13 protein-coding genes are annotated in these 15720 nt (G+C 43.1%); 5 read left to right on the top strand and 8 right to left on the bottom strand.

What is annotated here, in order from left to right; genetic code table 11:
• Positions 1 to 66: 66 nt before the first annotated feature.
• A complete protein-coding gene (gene dacB / locus DSL64_RS25870) occupies positions 67 to 1524 on the bottom strand; it encodes a D-alanyl-D-alanine carboxypeptidase/D-alanyl-D-alanine endopeptidase (protein WP_115833861.1) in 1458 nt (485 codons plus the stop codon).
• 266 nt (positions 1525 to 1790) lie between these two features.
• On the opposite strand from dacB, the gene DSL64_RS25865 reads away from it, so the two are divergent.
• From DSL64_RS25865 to DSL64_RS25845, 5 genes are all read left to right on the top strand, one after another.
• Complete coding sequence (locus tag DSL64_RS25865) at positions 1791 to 3215, top strand: MBL fold metallo-hydrolase RNA specificity domain-containing protein (RefSeq protein WP_115833860.1); 1425 nt, start codon at positions 1791 to 1793, stop codon at positions 3213 to 3215.
• 35 nt (positions 3216 to 3250) lie between these two features.
• Entirely contained in the window at positions 3251 to 4204 is a 954-nt protein-coding gene (locus DSL64_RS25860; RefSeq protein WP_115833859.1) for an acetyl-CoA carboxylase carboxyltransferase subunit alpha, read from the top strand.
• 87 nt (positions 4205 to 4291) lie between these two features.
• Entirely contained in the window at positions 4292 to 4927 is a 636-nt protein-coding gene (locus DSL64_RS25855; protein ID WP_115833858.1) for an HAD family hydrolase, read from the top strand.
• Entirely contained in the window at positions 4917 to 6110 is a 1194-nt protein-coding gene (locus tag DSL64_RS25850; protein ID WP_115833857.1) for a site-2 protease family protein, read from the top strand. Before DSL64_RS25855 ends, DSL64_RS25850 begins: the two co-directional genes overlap by 11 nt.
• 19 nt (positions 6111 to 6129) lie before the next feature.
• A complete protein-coding gene (locus DSL64_RS25845; protein WP_115833856.1) occupies positions 6130 to 6714 on the top strand; it encodes a 1-acyl-sn-glycerol-3-phosphate acyltransferase in 585 nt (194 codons plus the stop codon).
• Here DSL64_RS25845 and DSL64_RS25840 read toward each other — a convergent pair.
• From DSL64_RS25840 to DSL64_RS25810, 7 genes are all read right to left on the bottom strand, one after another.
• A complete protein-coding gene (locus DSL64_RS25840; RefSeq protein WP_115833855.1) occupies positions 6711 to 7997 on the bottom strand; it encodes a sensor histidine kinase in 1287 nt (428 codons plus the stop codon). The genes DSL64_RS25845 and DSL64_RS25840 overlap by 4 nt on opposite strands.
• Positions 7994 to 9367, bottom strand: coding sequence for a sigma-54-dependent transcriptional regulator (locus DSL64_RS25835; RefSeq protein WP_115833854.1), 1374 nt, complete (start codon positions 9365 to 9367; stop codon positions 7994 to 7996). The genes DSL64_RS25840 and DSL64_RS25835 overlap by 4 nt, the downstream gene beginning before the upstream one ends.
• A 122-nt stretch (positions 9368 to 9489) precedes the next feature.
• On the bottom strand, positions 9490 to 10656 hold the full coding sequence (locus DSL64_RS25830) for an ABC transporter permease (RefSeq protein WP_115833853.1): 1167 nt from the start codon (positions 10654 to 10656) through the stop codon (positions 9490 to 9492).
• Between the two features lie 118 nt (positions 10657 to 10774).
• A complete protein-coding gene (locus DSL64_RS25825; protein ID WP_115833852.1) occupies positions 10775 to 12016 on the bottom strand; it encodes an ABC transporter permease in 1242 nt (413 codons plus the stop codon).
• Between the two features lie 109 nt (positions 12017 to 12125).
• Positions 12126 to 12788 (bottom strand): ABC transporter ATP-binding protein, encoded by a 663-nt coding sequence (locus DSL64_RS25820; RefSeq protein ID WP_115833851.1) that lies wholly within the window; start codon positions 12786 to 12788, stop codon positions 12126 to 12128.
• Between the two features lie 113 nt (positions 12789 to 12901).
• The gene (locus tag DSL64_RS25815) at positions 12902 to 14344 is read right to left on the bottom strand and encodes a TolC family protein (protein ID WP_115833850.1); all 1443 of its coding nucleotides are present in this window, start codon (positions 14342 to 14344) and stop codon (positions 12902 to 12904) included.
• Between the two features lie 5 nt (positions 14345 to 14349).
• Positions 14350 to 15597, bottom strand: coding sequence for an efflux RND transporter periplasmic adaptor subunit (locus DSL64_RS25810; protein ID WP_115833849.1), 1248 nt, complete (start codon positions 15595 to 15597; stop codon positions 14350 to 14352).
• Positions 15598 to 15720: the final 123 nt, after the last annotated feature.

Raw genomic sequence — 15720 nt, 5'->3', positions numbered from 1 at the left:
TGAAGAGGGATGTGGTTAATTTTGCCACAAAAATAAAGTATTTCCTTCAAATTACTCCCCTATCGGTTACAATTCCGCCATCAAAGTAATAATTCGTACGAGTTCATCTGTCACGCCCCGCTGGCTCTCCGGCTCATACTTATGCGCAATAATAGCAAAACTAAGCATCTCACCCGATTTAGCGGTAACATATCCTGCATAAGCCCGAGTACCTTCTATTGAACCACTCTTTGCCCTTACATTACCTGCTGCCCTGCTCCCTTTTCCAAGGTTACGAACCGTTCCGGATTGACCCATTACCGCTATGGTTTTGTAAAAATCATTGAATCCCGGATTCTTCGTGGCCATACTCAAAATTTCTGTGAGGTTATGCACAGAAACCGAACCTGAAGGCGACAATCCGCTACCATCCTTGATCATGAATCCCCGCATATCTGCCCGTTTGGACACCCAATAGTTTTTTACCGCTTTGGCAGATGCATCAAAGGACGGATCTCCTCCAAGCCGCTTTCCGGCAAGTTTCAAAAATGCATCTGCATATAAGTTTACACTCCACAAATTTGTCTGGAGACAAATATCACGCAGAGGAGGCGACACTGTTTCATCCAGAACCTTACGTGTTAGCTCTTTCTTCTCATCTATTGACGACCTGGTAACTTTGATCTGCACATCGGCCAGTGCTTTTTGCAAAACAAAACCTACATACAGCGCCGGATCGGGAATAGAACCCTTTACCTGATATGTAGCAAAGCCGGTGGGTATTGTCCCTGTCATCACCACCTGACTGCTAAAAGGATTACCATACAGGATCGTCTTATCCCCGGAACCCCGCTCGCCTGTCGTAACTTCATTCCGGAATGTGAGATAAGGAAGTGAAGGATCAGTATTGAGATAAACTGCCGGATCCCCTGCACGTGTTCCCGGCTTGAATTTCACCTTGTATAAATTGTCATTAAAATTAAGTCCGCCTACCCCGGCTCCATAGTAATTACCCAGATCAGCATAAATCCAACTGTCGGCCACCGTATTTTTATCAAAAAAAGAACCATCGCCAATTACTTCGCCCAATATTACTTTTACTCCCAGTTTCTGAATCGCCTTAGTCCATTTAACCAGCAAATCGGCAGAAGTGGGATATCCTGTAAAGCGGTCACTACCGAGTGTGGGGTCTCCTGTTCCGCGTACATAAATATTACCAAAAAGCGTATCCTTTCTGATAACACCATCATATTCCAGATAAGTTTTGTATCGGTAATCTCCACCGAAAACATCCATTACAGTAGCCGTTGTCACCAGTTTAAGTGTAGACGCAGACGGAAGCGACAATTCCGGATTAAGCGCAAATTTACTTTTCCCATCCTTCGTTGATTTAAGGCTGATGGCAAGTGTCCCGTTTCGCATCAGCTCGCTGTTCTGAAGTTCCAGTACGGCATCACTAAGGTTATTGATTGCGATACTGTCAGCCGACTGCGCCTTTGCAGCAATACTCAGGAAACAAAACACGACAGTCAGGAAACACTTCATAGATTTTGATAAATGGCGGTATTTTATGCAGGAAATAAAGATTCATTCCTAAACTAGTAACTTATCAGTAATCTAAGTGTCTTTTTTGATACTTTTGTACAAATTCCGTGCATCATGCACGTTTAATTATCCTCCGGAAAGAGCACTGAAAGTGCCATTAATGCTAAACCTTTGAATTTTTAACCAATATCCTGACAAGAGCACGTTTTTGATTTTCCCTGAAAAGGTAAGATCATACTATATAATATTCACCCCAATCACAAAGTATGAAATTGACATTTTGGGGAGCTGCACAGCAAGTAACCGGTAGTATGTTCCTGTTGGAATCCGATGATTACCGAATTTTGATTGACTGCGGTTCAGATTTTGATTTAGATGAAATAGGAAGAAAGAACCGATATGATGAACAAAAAAGTGTCTTTCCGTTTGATGCAAGTTTAATTAACACTGTACTTCTCACACACGCACATATTGATCATTCGGGTAACATACCCAACCTTTTTAAGGAAGGCTTTGAAGGACGGGTGGTTTGTACTGAGCCAACGCTGTCTCTTACCTCACTACTGCTGAAAGATGCCGCCAACCTCCATCAGAAGCGCCTGAATGCGAGAAACGGAGCGAGTGGAAAAAAGAAAGGTAAAAAGAGGAAAGAAATCCCACGTGACTATTTCGTTGAGAAAAATGTAATCGAAGCACTGGACAACTTCGTTCCCGTTGCCTTCGGACAGCGCTATCGCATCGCAGACCACGTATCCATTACATTTTACCCTGCCGGACACCTTCTGGGGGCAGCCCATATTGTGGTAGAAGTATTCGAAAATGGCGAGAAGAAACGTATTTGCTTCTCGGGTGATATTGGTAGAAGTAACTATCCCCTACTTACGGACCCACAGGAAGTACCTGATGTAGACTATCTGATCTGCGAAACGACGTACGGAAACCGCCTTCATGAAACTAAGGAAGAGCCCGAAACAGCGCTGGCCGATGTGATCAAAAGAACATGTGTTGACATTCCTGGCAGACTCATCATTCCATCTTTCAGTGTGGGAAGAACACAGGCTTTGTTATTTACGCTGAATAAAATTTATGCGAACCATAACTTTCCTAACCTGAAGGTGTTCTCGGATAGTCCGCTGGCATACAGCAGCACGAAGGTCTACCAACGCCACGTACGCTTACTTAACAAGGAAGCCCGAAATTTCCAGGAAGATAACGACATGCTCTTCGATTTTGAAAACCTCATCTATCTTGAGAATGCCGAAGCAAGCCGGGCAATATCCAATTACAACGAACCTTGTATCATCATTTCTTCTTCCGGAATGGTACAGGGAGGACGGATTGAACACCACGTAGAAGCCAATATAGGTAACCCTTATGCTACAATTCTGATGATCGGTTATGCATCGGAAGGAACCCTCGGATGGAGACTCCTGAACGGGCAGGATACGATATCAATCAGAGGTAAACAGCTGCCAGTCTTGGCTAATATTGAAAAAATTGACGTATTTAGCGGTCACGGAGATCAGAATGATTTAATAAAATTTGTGAAAATGCAGAATCCGGACAAGCTCAAAGGAGTTTTTCTGGTACACGGGGACCAGCAAAGCATGGCTGATTTTCAGGGCAAAATTCAGGAAATGGGCTATAACAACGTGGAAATACCCTTACGAGGCCGCTCCTACGAACTTTAATCCTGCATTTTTCCAGTAATTTAAGAACCTAAGAAATGAGAACATATCTGGATTTTGAAAAACCTATGGCCGAGCTCGAACGCAAGCTCGAAGAAATGAAAGCATTAGCATCAGAAAATAATGTTGATTTTTCAGGTGCCATTTCCTTATTGGAAAATAATATTACAGATCTTCGAAAAGAAATATTTGAAAATCTTACCCGCTGGCAGCGTGTACAACTTTCGCGCCATCCGGATCGCCCATATACGCTTGATTACATCGAGCGCATTTGCGACGAGTTTATAGAATTGCACGGAGACCGCCAGGTGCGTGACGATCCGGCTATTATTGGTGGGCTTGCCAACATTGGCGGGCAATCGGTTATGCTGATCGGACAACAAAAAGGACGTAATACCAAGCAACGTCAGCACCGTAATTTCGGGATGCCTAATCCGGAAGGGTACAGAAAGGCGCTTCGCTTGATGAAGCTGGCTGAAAAGTTCAATATACCTATCGTTACGCTGATAGACACGCCGGGTGCATTTCCTGGTATGGAGGCAGAAGAACGCGGACAAGGTGAAGCAATCGCACGCAACCTGAAAGAAATGTTTATGCTGAAGGTACCGGTGATCTGTATCGTAATTGGTGAAGGAGCTTCCGGTGGTGCTTTGGGCATCGCAATCGGAGACCGTGTATTGATGCTTGAAAATACATGGTACTCGGTAATTTCTCCTGAAAACTGCTCAACGATTCTTTGGAGAAGCTGGGATTTCAAAGAGCAGGCTGCCGACGCCATGAAAATTACTGCCAAGGACATGGTGAGTAACAAACTGGTGGATGGTATTGTTTCAGAACCTCTCGGCGGTGCACATCTGGATCATGACTGGATGGCAGAAGAGCTGAAGAGAGTGATTCTGGAAAACGTTAAAGAACTTTCTAAAATATCGGTTGACAAACGAATTGATCAGCGCATTGATAAGTTTTCGGCTATGGGTGTCGTTGTAGAATAGGCTCCTTTTATATATTTCAAAGCATTTCAAAGAGCTGTAAGTTGACTCCGGAAAGTTAAACTTACAGCTCTTGGCACAAACCGGATTATGAAAAACAGTAATATCAAGAATATCATTTTCGATTTGGGTGATGTAATTCTGAACATTGACGTTCCCGTTGCTTCACTATCATTTGCCAAACTGAGCGGTCGCGAACAAGCTGAAATATTAACGCTTTTTAAAGAAAATGACCTTTTTCGCCAGTTTGAAACCGGTTTGCTGGATGAAGCCAGCTTCAGAAATCTGATCAGAAAACTGGTTGACTCTCCCGATTGGACCGACGAAATGATTGATACGGCATGGAACAGCCTTTTGCTGGATATGCCGGTTGAACGCGTTGAACTGCTCAAAACACTGCGCAGCAAATATCGCTTATTCCTTCTGAGCAATACCAGTTCTATTCACATCACACAAGTGAATAAGATCCTCGAAGCCGCTACAGGTATAAAAAACCTGGATGAGCTCTTCGACAAAGTATACCTCTCTTACGAAATGGGGATTATGAAGCCGGATCCTGAGATTTACCTGCAGGTACTAAAAGAGCAGAATATTAAAGCAGAGGAAACGCTGTTCCTCGATGACAACTCAGATAATATCAAATCGGCCGCAAAATTGGGCATAGATACTATTCTGGTTCAAAAACCTGTTACCATCCTGGAATATCTCAAAGACTATGCAGTCTAGTACACGCACCTATCTCATTCAGGCTTTACTGTTTATTCTTACGGTCATCACCACAACCATGGCCGGCGCTGAATGGATCTTCGGAAATACATTTTCTTTTGTTTTTGACTTGTTTGGATGGCTTGGAAATGACAGCCCTGAATTGAAAGCAGCTTCAGAAAAAGCCATGGGATGGCCGGAATTCATCATAGGATTTCAGTTTTCCCTGCCATTTCTGGCCATATTAACCATCCACGAGTTTGGGCATTATTTTACGGCCAAAGCGCATCAGGTAAAAGTGACACTACCTTTTTATATACCACTTTGGTTTGGAATTTCCCAAAGCATAGGTACAATGGGCGCGTTTATCAGGATCACTTCGGTTGTTAAATCAAGACTCAAATTCTTCGATATCGGAATCGCCGGACCACTTGCAGGATTTTTCGCTGCCATGGCGGTTTTATGGTACGGCTTTACGCACTTGCCCCCTCTTGAATACATTTATGCAATCCATCCGGAATACGAGCGCTTCGGATCCAGTTACGGACAATTTGTTTACGAAAACTCCGCAGGACAAATCGCCCTTGGTGATAATATCCTGTTCTGGCTTTTCAAAACCTATGTGGCTGACCCGAATCTGCTTCCGCACGATTTCGAGATGATCCATTACCCTTTTATTTTTGCGGGATACCTGGCTCTTTTCTTTACTTCTCTGAATCTTATTCCCATCGGACAACTTGACGGAGGACACATTTTGTACGGCCTGATAGGTAAGAAGAAATTCGATGTAATTGCACCAGTGCTTTTTAGCATCTTTGTTTTTTTTGCAGGTTTGGGGTTATTCAGGCCAGAGTCTTTCGCCATTGGTAGCGATGAGTTGTTTTATGAGCAACTATTATATCTGTTCTTCTATATCTATTTTATCTACATCTGTTTCAGAAGAACATTTGAGTCTGCCTCTACAGCACTGATGATCAGTCTTATCATTGTGGTAGCCCAATTCGCTGTAACATACCTGTTTCCTGAGCAGGAAGGTTATTCAGGCTTCCTTCCATTTGTCTTTATTCTGGGAAGAATTTTGGGAGTAAAACATCCTGACACCGAAGACAATCGCCCTCTTGATACACCACGGATTATCATGGGTATTTTTGCGTTGATCGTTTTTGTGATCACATTTAGTCCGCGACCATTTATTATTCTTTAAAGGCTAAGCTTTTGTCGGTATGTGGAGAATTATAACAGCTGGCTTGTACCGTGCTGCCGGTTGGAAAATTATAGGCCGGTACCCTAATGAGGTTAAAAAGGCTGTTTGGGTAGGTGCTCCTCATAACTCCAACTGGGATTTTGTAGTTTGCCTTGGAGGCCGCGCTGAACTTCAGATCAACATAGGCTTTTTAGCGAAAAGTCAGCTGTTCAAATGGTATTCAGGCTGGTTATTTCGGGCGCTGGGCTGTTATCCGGTATATCGCAATAAAGCTTCTAATTTAGTAGACACCGTCGCCGCAATGTATGCGGAACGTGAAAGTCTGCACATCGCCATTACCCCGGAGGGCACCAGAAAAGACGTAGAAAGACTTAAAAGTGGATTTTATCATATAGCACTGAAAGCCAATGTCCCACTTATTCTGATCGGTTTCGATTATCCGAGGAAAGCTATCGTGATCAGCGAGCCAATGTATTTGAAAAATGATTTTGAAACCGATATGAAAGCGGTCTACGACTTCTATCTGACGATCGGAGGCAAGCATAAAACATGGCTAAAAAATTATGAAATGACTGGTAAAATTGAAAAATCAGAGCGGCTTTAAAAGCCAATTCTGAATTCCGTCCAGCCTTCTGTATTGGTTTTAAGAGAAAACCTGAAACCATGATTGACCAGAATTTCACGGCTCAGTGTCAGCCCGATCCCTTGTCCATCCGGCTTGCTGCTGTAGAATGGATTAAACAAATGATCAGCCTCCTCTTCTGTAATTGGCTTACCATTATTGGCAATAACCAGTTCATTTTCTGAGAGACTAATCCCCACACTGTTTCCGGGCCGACAAGCCTGTACCGCATTCCGAATTACATTGACCAGTACTTGCTCCAGTTGCGCTAAATCGGCCTGAACAACAACATTTGCAAGTGAATTTGTTTGAATAGCAACACCATTCTCCATTCCGAAAGATTGCATAAATACAGTAACATCCCGGACCAGAACACTCAAATTAACGCTGGCAAAAGCTGGCAGAGGAAGACGAACAACGTCAGCAAAATTGCGCATGAAATAGGTCAGCTTTCTATTTCTTTCAGACGAAATCCGCAGAGCTTCATTTAATTCAACAAATTCCTCTGCGTCAAGCATATGTCTGGCTGTCTGTATGATTGAATCCGTAGCACCCAATGTGTTGTTCACCTCGTGTGCCATCATTCTGATCACTTTTCCGTATGCTTTTTTTTCTGATTCATACATTTCAGCCGTAAGTTCTTCTATCATCAGAAACGATCTTCGGAAACCCTGATCCATAAAATGCGAACGTTGCACCTTGTAAGTAGCTACGCCTGACGGTCTGATGATTTTCGACTCTCCATCTTTCATTTCTCCTGCTCTACTCAGTATTTCCGAACCTGTTTGCCTGGGGATCAAACCTTTGTATACCGACTCTCCCATGTGCAGCAATACTTTGCCTTCAGTGTTCACAGATTCAATTTTACCGTCAAAATCCAGTATAACAATAGCAATCGGAGAAGCTGCGATCAGCCTTTCAAGTAAAAAGTGCTTCTCCTGAAGTCTCACTCTCTCTTCCCTCAATTGATCAATCATCAGGTTATATACTTCAATCAGCGAGTCGACCTCGCCGTTTCCTGTATTCACAAATTTGATTGTAAAGTCTTTTTCCCTGATAGCCTCAATTCCTGATTTTACAAACTCATGAGGTCTGTTAAAATTCTGGTATATCCTGACAGACAAGAGTATCGAACTGAAAAGAAACAATTCTGAACCGATAAACAGTATTTTGTCGTGAAACAATATCTTGTACACCAGAAAGATAAGAACAAGATGCAGTAGCAATATGTATACAATATATTGTGTCCGCGTCGACCACCTCATAATTCGTCGGATTCATAAGTGATGCCATACTTTTCAAGCCGGCGATACAGTGCAAACCGTGTAATCCCCAGAGATCTGGCTACTTTCGAGACCTTATTCTGATGAAAATCCATCGCTTTCCGGATCATCTGAAATTCCATTTCTTCGAGCGTCAGCGCTCCTACTTCGGGTAAATTACTATTACGGGAGCTGGTATTCCCGGTGTTCATACTAAGTTGAAAGTCTTCCACATCCAGCATATCGTTTGTTGAAAGCAATACAGTTCGTTCTACTATATTCTTCAACTGCCGGATATTTCCCTGTAAAGTCAGCGCCTTAAGCCATTTAGCCGCCGGCTTAGACAACTGTAATTCAGGGCGCTGGTATATCACTTTGAGGTTATTGATAAAGAAATCGGCCAGCAACGGAATATCACCCGACCTCTCTCTTAACGCAGGTAACTGAACTGTGATCAAATTAATACGGTAATACAGATCTTCTCTAAAAGTACCTTGCGCCACCATCTCTTCAAGATTTCGGTTTGTGGCGCAAATAACCCGAACGTCAACTACACGACTTTTACTACTGCCAAGAGGTTCAAAAGTTCTTTCCTGCAACACCCGAAGCAATTTCACCTGACTTCCCAGATCAAGTTCGCCGATCTCATCCAGAAAAATAGTACCTCTGTGAGCCATCTCAAACCTTCCTTCCCGATCCGTTTTGGCATCGGTAAACGCACCTTTTACATGACCAAAAAGCTCACTTTCAAAAAGGGACGATGATATACCACCCAGATTCACTTTCACAAATGGTCTCAGTTTTCTTTTACTGTTGGCATGAATTGCCTCGGCAATGAGTTCCTTGCCTGTACCGCTTTCTCCGGTGATCAGCACAGGAGCATCGGTTACAGCCACCCGGCCTACAGTTTCAAGAATATCAAGCAATTTCGGATCCTTACCAATGATGTTATCAAACTGATACTTACTTGCAGCCTTACGCTTCACACTTGACTCCTCATCCGGCTGTCCAAGATTCAATATCGTATTGACCGATTGCAATAAGTAATCGTTTTGCCAGGGTTTGGTAATAAAGTCCTTTGCGCCAAGCTTCATTCCCTGCACTGCCAGATCTATCGTGCCCCAGCCGGTAATCAGAATAACAGGAATAGCCGGATTGTGTTTGCGAATACGGGACAACAATGCCATTCCTTCGTCTCCGGAAGTCGCTATTGAGAAATTGAGATCGAGGAGAATGAGTTCAGGTATTTCAGTCTGAAGTATCTTTAATGCATCATCGGGCGAAGCTGCCCCTTTCACCTGAAACCCATTGCTTTTCAGCAGCAGAGCCAGTGAAGTTCTAATGGCCAGATCGTCGTCTATAATGAGTAGCATTGCATTTTAAGTATTTAAAAATTTCCGGCAAATTCTGAAGGTTTCACACAAAGATCGGAAAGAATACCTCAGCGACCTCAGCGTGTCCTTCCTTAACTCTGCGAGAAATAAAATGCCCGCAGCTACTCCTCGTGCAAAGCCAATGCCGGATGGATCCTTGACGCTTGCCTACTCGGCCACCATGCACAAATGGTAACAATGATAAAGATAACAACCACAGAAATAACAATGGATGTGATATAAACGCTTGCCTTCAGATCAAAGACATGCATAATGGGAAACTGAATGGCGAAAAGCAAACCTATGAATATGCTCAGAGTCGTAAGCGTCCATATTTCTCCTAAAAACTGAACTGTCACACCTTTTTCTGTAGCACCAATAGCACGGCGAAGTCCGATTTCCCCCCTTCTCTTCGCAATACTCAGGTTAAGAATACCGAAAAGCCCCAATGCTACATTCGTCAATAGAAATCCACTCACTATTAAAAATATGGCTACTGGCACCAGTGTGAGATTCTGTCTGTTTTTTCTCGACTCAGTAAGGTAAGAAACCTCTACACCCCAACCCGGCAGTGCAGATGCTACATCTTTCACTAATTTCGCTTCAAAATTAGCATCTGTTCCAGGACGGGTTTTAATCATAATATTCGAATTCCATTTATCGTCCTTGCCCAATTGCTCAAATAATGCCGGGTCGTCAGACATAAACTCTCCCTTCGCCTTGAATTTGTCAACAACACCAGTCACTTTGAATGTAGGTTTATCATCGCGATTAATAAGCTTCCCAATGGGATTCTCATTTCCGAATAACATCTCCTGTAATTTCCGGTTGATCACAACAGGGGTGAATTTAGAAACCCTGTCGCCTTCAGTAAACCAACGACCGGCAACCACCGGCAGATCAAATGTTTTGCTAAAGTTTTCATCTGTAACATAGAAGTCAGGAACTGCGTGTGATTTCTTATGATTCACCGAATTATTCATCTGACTGGCGGAAAATGGCGTATTGCTGCTCATTCTCGTCAACGACTCTACTTCTTTGTAAGCTTTAATCTGTTGCGTAATTCGCAGTAATTTTTCTGCCTGCTGTATGGTATCCTGGTTGTTACTCAATTGGATATTCCAAACCCTTTCGTATTGAAAACCGATAGGCTGTACATAGTTGTTGACGTTGTAAACAATCAAAGAAAGTACACCGAAAAGCACCATGAATGAAGCCCAGATCTCAATGATCAGCAAAGAGTGTGCTCCCTTTTTATTCCAGATTAATTTTATTAAATGACGTAACATGGCTGATGATTTTTAGAGGTAAAGAATGGTTAAGGGCGAAGGGTCCGGGGCAAAGGGCATAGAGGAATTAGTTAACAGACACCAAAGCCCGGTTCCCCATGCCCTTTGCCCTTCTCCCCTATGCTTTGAGCGCTTCTACAATTTTAAGTTTCGACATACGGACTGCCGGCAGCACACCTGACAATAATCCAAAAAGCAGACAAATAAATATGCTGACCAGGAATACTGTAAAGTTGATCGTAAGGTCGGCGTAGGCGATCCAGCCACTGGAATTGATCAAAGAAATAATGATCATTGACAATACTAATGCGAACAGTCCACCGATGAAAGTGATAAAGATATTTTCAATAATAAACTGCCATAACAAAGCCTTTGAAGGAGCTCCGAATGCCTTCCGCACACCAATTTCTGAAGACCTTTCAAGAATACGGCTCACGTTCACATTCACCAGATTGATAGCAGGCAGCCCCATGATCATGAGTAATACCAATCCTATGATGGTGTAAAAGAAAATCTTCCTTGAATCATCCCTCGCGAACTGATCCAGAAAATGGTCAAAGTATCTGTGTGCTTTTACAATCAATACAGAATACTGTTGGCCGTCCTGGATTTCATCTTTGGAGAGTCGGGAAATGACGTTATCGAATTCAGCCTGTATGGCAGGCATATCCTCCCGGCTTTTAGCCAGCACCATCGCGATATAACTTCCCCGCATTCCCTTGTTTTCGTAGTTGCTTTTAGGAGCAGTATATGGGAAATAAACATCGCCATACGTATAAAACCTTGTGGGCGGGCTCCCTTTCACTACTCCAATGACCCGGTAATTGATATTTTCTATATCTATAAATTTACCTACAACCTGCGCGCCGCGTTCAAAATACTGATCCCGCAAATCATCGGTAATCACTGCGACATGGTCACCACTTTTGATATTCTGTTCGTTGTAAGGCTTGCCTTCCAGAAACTCAAATCCGGCAACATTCCAGAAGTCCACATCTGTGTATTTGGTATTAAGTTTAATCCGCTTTCCATTTACATACGTGTTGGAAAAGCTGAAATTGGAAACAATAGCCACATTCTCAGGTGTTTTTAGTGACTTCGCATATTTATTCAAAAAATAGTAGCTGGCCGGACCAGAACTCATCGAATTCCTGACCGAATCGGTCTGCAGGATATTGGCAATGTAGAGTGTACGGTAACGCTTGTCTTCCGGATAATGAGATCCGAAAAGATGATCGAGAAAAGAGGTCAGCACCATCAGTACCGTCAACGTAAGACTGATACCAAACAGGGTGATAAATGTATAGAAAGGATGCCTCAGCAATACCTTCCAGGCTATTTTTATGTAATTACTCAGCATAGGGAAAATCAATGATAGAATGAATGGATGATAGAATGAATGAATACTTTTGAATTGGGTACTCTCACCGCGGAGATCCCCCAATCTTTGATTCACCCCTGCCCCAAACCTACAACACCTGCGCGCCGTCGAACAGCCTTATTAACCTGTGCGTTTTTTTGGCCATGGCGTCATCGTGTGTTACCATCACAATCGTTGTTCCGTCATTGTTGAGATTTTGCAGAATACTTAATATCTCATTCCCCATAGCGCTGTCCAGGTTTCCCGTTGGCTCATCTGCCAGAATAATTTCAGGTCTTCCGACGATAGCTCTGGCAATGGCTACACGCTGCTTTTGCCCTCCAGACAATTGCTTTGGAAAATGTTTCATTCTGTTACTCAGTCCTACTTTTTCTAATGCTTCGGTAGCCAGTTCTCTCCTTTGTTTCATGGAGCTTTCCCGGTACAGCAGAGGAATTTCAACATTGTCCAGCACCGACAAATCATTAATCAGATGGAAACTCTGAAAAATAAAACCCAGCTTTTGGTTACGGAGCTGAGCGAGTTCCTTATCCCGATAGGACGACACACGCGTTCCTCCAATCTCAATGATTCCTTTCGAAGGTTCATCGAGTAGCCCCATAATGTTTAGCAATGTGCTCTTCCCGCATCCGGACGGGCCCATAATGGAAACAAATTCCCCCTTTTTAACATCCAGGTTGATGTTGTTCAATGCAAGTGTTTCGATTGAACTGGTACGGTAAACTTTTTCGACGTTTTGTAGTTTTATCATGACATCTTGATTTTAACCGCAATAGACGCAATGTTTTCGCAATGGTCGCAAGGATAATTTGTAGCCATCTATCGCGTCAATTGCGCATTCCATTGTGTCTATTGCGGTTAGATTTATTTTATTTTTTCATTTTTTTCGAAATCATACAATGTCAGCAACCTCAGACTGTAATAAGATTGCCAGTAATCCCGCAAGGCAACGATATAGTCCCGCCTCGCTCTGTCCTTTTCCTGCATGGCGATTCCCAGATCCGTTACGCTCAAATCGCTCAGTATAAATCTTTCTTGTGCAATCTGATAGCGATTCGCGGCCAGATTATCAGCCAATTGCGTGAGTTTTACCTGCTTTTGCAGCATTTGTAGCAGCGTTGCCTGTGTAAATATCTCCTGTTCAAAAGTCAGTTTGTCCTGCTCTACTGACTGCTGAGCAAACTCCTGGTTAGCACGTGCAATTTCGGTACGCGCTTTGTTTCGTCCCCATGTCATGATTGGCAATGTAAATTGCAAAGAAACAGATTCCCTGTCTTGTGGACGAACATAAACATCCCCGGGACGACTCCCCTGATTGCTCAAACCAAAATTAGCCTGCAAGGACGCATTCAGCCCATTTTCCCTTTTTGCGCGCTGCGTTTCCATCTCAGCTTCCAGTAGTTTTCTTTTAAAACCGATGGCGTCCGCCCTGTTGGCAAATGCCTCTTCAATAGCTACTCTTGTATCAACTGCAAATTCAGGCGCTTCCAATGGGATCTCCAAATCAGGTATTTTGTCGTCACGAATTCCCAGAAACATCTTCAGTTGCATGGACGCCACCGCCATCGACTGATGTGCAGAAGCCAGATCTTTTTGAGCCGTGAGCAAACCCATTTGTAACTGCAAAAGATCATTCTGCGAAATTTTGCCTATTTGAAGTTTATGCCCAGCTATTTTAAACAGAGTATCATTATTACTTCTGTTCTTTTCTGCAATTTCAAGATTCACCTGAGCAACAAGCAATTCGAAATAATAAGCCGCTGCATCCAGCGAGACTTTTTCCAAAGAAGAAATAAACTGCTGATTCCCCTGTTGAAATTTTAAAGGTTCTATTCGTCTGACCCACTTCATTTCATTGAATCGGAATAGTGGCTGGGTGATTCCAATTTCAACCGGAATACCATTGTAACTGGTTGTTTTCCTGTTGAAATCATCAAACCGCTGCATTTCCTTTTGGATGAAAATTGTCCCGCCTGTTAACGCGATATTCTGGCTCAATCCCAGGTTTACGAGCGAATTGTTGTAACTCACATTACGAAATGAAATGGTGCCATCCGGCTGAACGACCTGTATATACGATCGGGTAAATCCCGGCAGCGTTCCACCCAAACTCAGCTGCGGTTTAAAATCAGCGATAAACGAACGATACTGCCAATAATTGGTTTTCCGCAACGTTTCGGCCTGTTTGGAAGAAATAGATTGCTTCCTCGCAAGTTGAACAACTTCTACCAGAGAGTAACGCTGATTCTGAGCGGTCAGCCGATCACAAAGCAATAACAGAATCAGGATGATGTATAGCTTTTTCATGGCAGTCAGTTCTCGATAGTAATTTTTTCCAGATGCTCATACTGATTCATGTCCGTCAGAATGACTTTTTCTCCTGCCTGCAAGCCGCTTTTGATCTCCACAAAATCAAAATTGGACAAGCCGACTACTATTTCTCTGCGCCTGGCAATACCATTATCAAGAACAAACACATGCTGACGTTGTTTACCATTAAAAGCGGGACCGTTCGCCACTCTCAGTGTATTGGAACTTTTGCTGGTGACTACATAAACCTCCACTTTCATATTCGGGCGAAGCAACTCGTTTCTGGCATTTTCAAGTTGAACAACAAAGCCTATCACTCCATCTTTCACCGAAGGTTTTACCTGCGTGATAATTCCTCTCAATGCTGCATCATTCAGTCTTACGATTACTTCCAGTCCGGCTTTAACCTGTTCGGCATAAATATCAGAACATGATCCTTCAATTCTGAAACTACCCAAATCTGCCACCTTTGCAAGCATTTCTCCTTCGCTTACCGAAGAACCTATGTTTTCATTTACCCAGGTAAGTACCCCTTTCCGGTCTGCAACTATGTCAGCCATTTTGAGTTTATGCTGTAATTCTTTGAGATTTTTGCCCTCAATCTGCGCACCCAATTCCGTTTCTCTCAAACTGGCTCCCATCGACTTCCGGTTATAGGAAAGATCATTTTCGAGTTGCTGCTTCTCCAGTTCTGCAATTTTTAGTGCATTCTCTGCTCGGGTAATATCTTCTTTGGTTCCTCCTCCTACCCTTTCCAGACGGCGTGCATCTTCAAGATCAGCTTTTAACTTATTAATATTTAATAGTTTGATTTTATCACTGATCTCGGCATCATACAGGTTTTTATCCAACCTCATCCGAAGCTGATCAATACCGTTCTTTTTCAATTCCAGTTGATCCTGATACTTTTCAAATTCGATTTGCGTTAGTGATTTGTCCAGCTCCACTATTGGCTGCCCCGGCTCCACCTGCGTTCCGGGAGAAAGTAGTACACTTTTAATACTCGCCCGGATAGGACTCGTAATGATCTGCTCATAAGCAGGAATGACTTCACCCGATGCATTAAGCGTATTCTCTACGTCTCCGTTTTTAACTTCCGCTGTACGGATTTTCGATGCGCTCATCGTACTACCCAGTGATTTGCGCAGAAAGTAAATTCCTGCGCCCAGCACAACAATGATAATAATAGCGACCATCCATCGCCGATTCTTCTCTTTGGTAATTTCCTGTGGTGATACTTCCCGATCCATTGTCTGTTGATATAGAGGATTTTTTCATGGCTAATGTCTAGTGTATACTACAACTCTGTGCCAAACCATAACAGACTCTATATCAAAACACTTACCAAAAACATCGCATTAAAAAGCAGTGCG

It is taken from the genome of Dyadobacter luteus, assembly GCF_003383615.1.
GTDB classification, from domain to species: Bacteria; Bacteroidota; Bacteroidia; order Cytophagales; family Spirosomataceae; genus Dyadobacter; species Dyadobacter luteus.
The sequence above is the reverse complement of the archived record's forward strand: the minus strand, read 5'-3'. Positions and strand labels throughout refer to the sequence as shown.

Excerpts from the sequence above, each read along its gene's own strand:
- DSL64_RS25860 (WP_115833859.1), top strand. The coding sequence starts at position 3,251 with ATGAGAACATATCTGGATTTTGAAAAACCTATGGCCGAGCTCGAACGC.
- DSL64_RS25810 (WP_115833849.1), bottom strand. The coding sequence starts at position 15,597 with ATGGATCGGGAAGTATCACCACAGGAAATTACCAAAGAGAAGAATCGG.
- DSL64_RS25855 (WP_115833858.1), top strand. The coding sequence starts at position 4,292 with ATGAAAAACAGTAATATCAAGAATATCATTTTCGATTTGGGTGATGTA.
- DSL64_RS25825 (WP_115833852.1), bottom strand. The coding sequence starts at position 12,016 with ATGCTGAGTAATTACATAAAAATAGCCTGGAAGGTATTGCTGAGGCAT.
- DSL64_RS25830 (WP_115833853.1), bottom strand. The coding sequence starts at position 10,656 with ATGTTACGTCATTTAATAAAATTAATCTGGAATAAAAAGGGAGCACAC.
- DSL64_RS25845 (WP_115833856.1), top strand. The coding sequence starts at position 6,130 with ATGTGGAGAATTATAACAGCTGGCTTGTACCGTGCTGCCGGTTGGAAA.
- DSL64_RS25820 (WP_115833851.1), bottom strand. The coding sequence starts at position 12,788 with ATGATAAAACTACAAAACGTCGAAAAAGTTTACCGTACCAGTTCAATC.
- DSL64_RS25865 (WP_115833860.1), top strand. The coding sequence starts at position 1,791 with ATGAAATTGACATTTTGGGGAGCTGCACAGCAAGTAACCGGTAGTATG.
- dacB (WP_115833861.1), bottom strand. The coding sequence starts at position 1,524 with ATGAAGTGTTTCCTGACTGTCGTGTTTTGTTTCCTGAGTATTGCTGCA.
- DSL64_RS25815 (WP_115833850.1), bottom strand. The coding sequence starts at position 14,344 with ATGAAAAAGCTATACATCATCCTGATTCTGTTATTGCTTTGTGATCGG.
- DSL64_RS25840 (WP_115833855.1), bottom strand. The coding sequence starts at position 7,997 with ATGAGGTGGTCGACGCGGACACAATATATTGTATACATATTGCTACTG.
- DSL64_RS25835 (WP_115833854.1), bottom strand. The coding sequence starts at position 9,367 with ATGCTACTCATTATAGACGACGATCTGGCCATTAGAACTTCACTGGCT.
- DSL64_RS25850 (WP_115833857.1), top strand. The coding sequence starts at position 4,917 with ATGCAGTCTAGTACACGCACCTATCTCATTCAGGCTTTACTGTTTATT.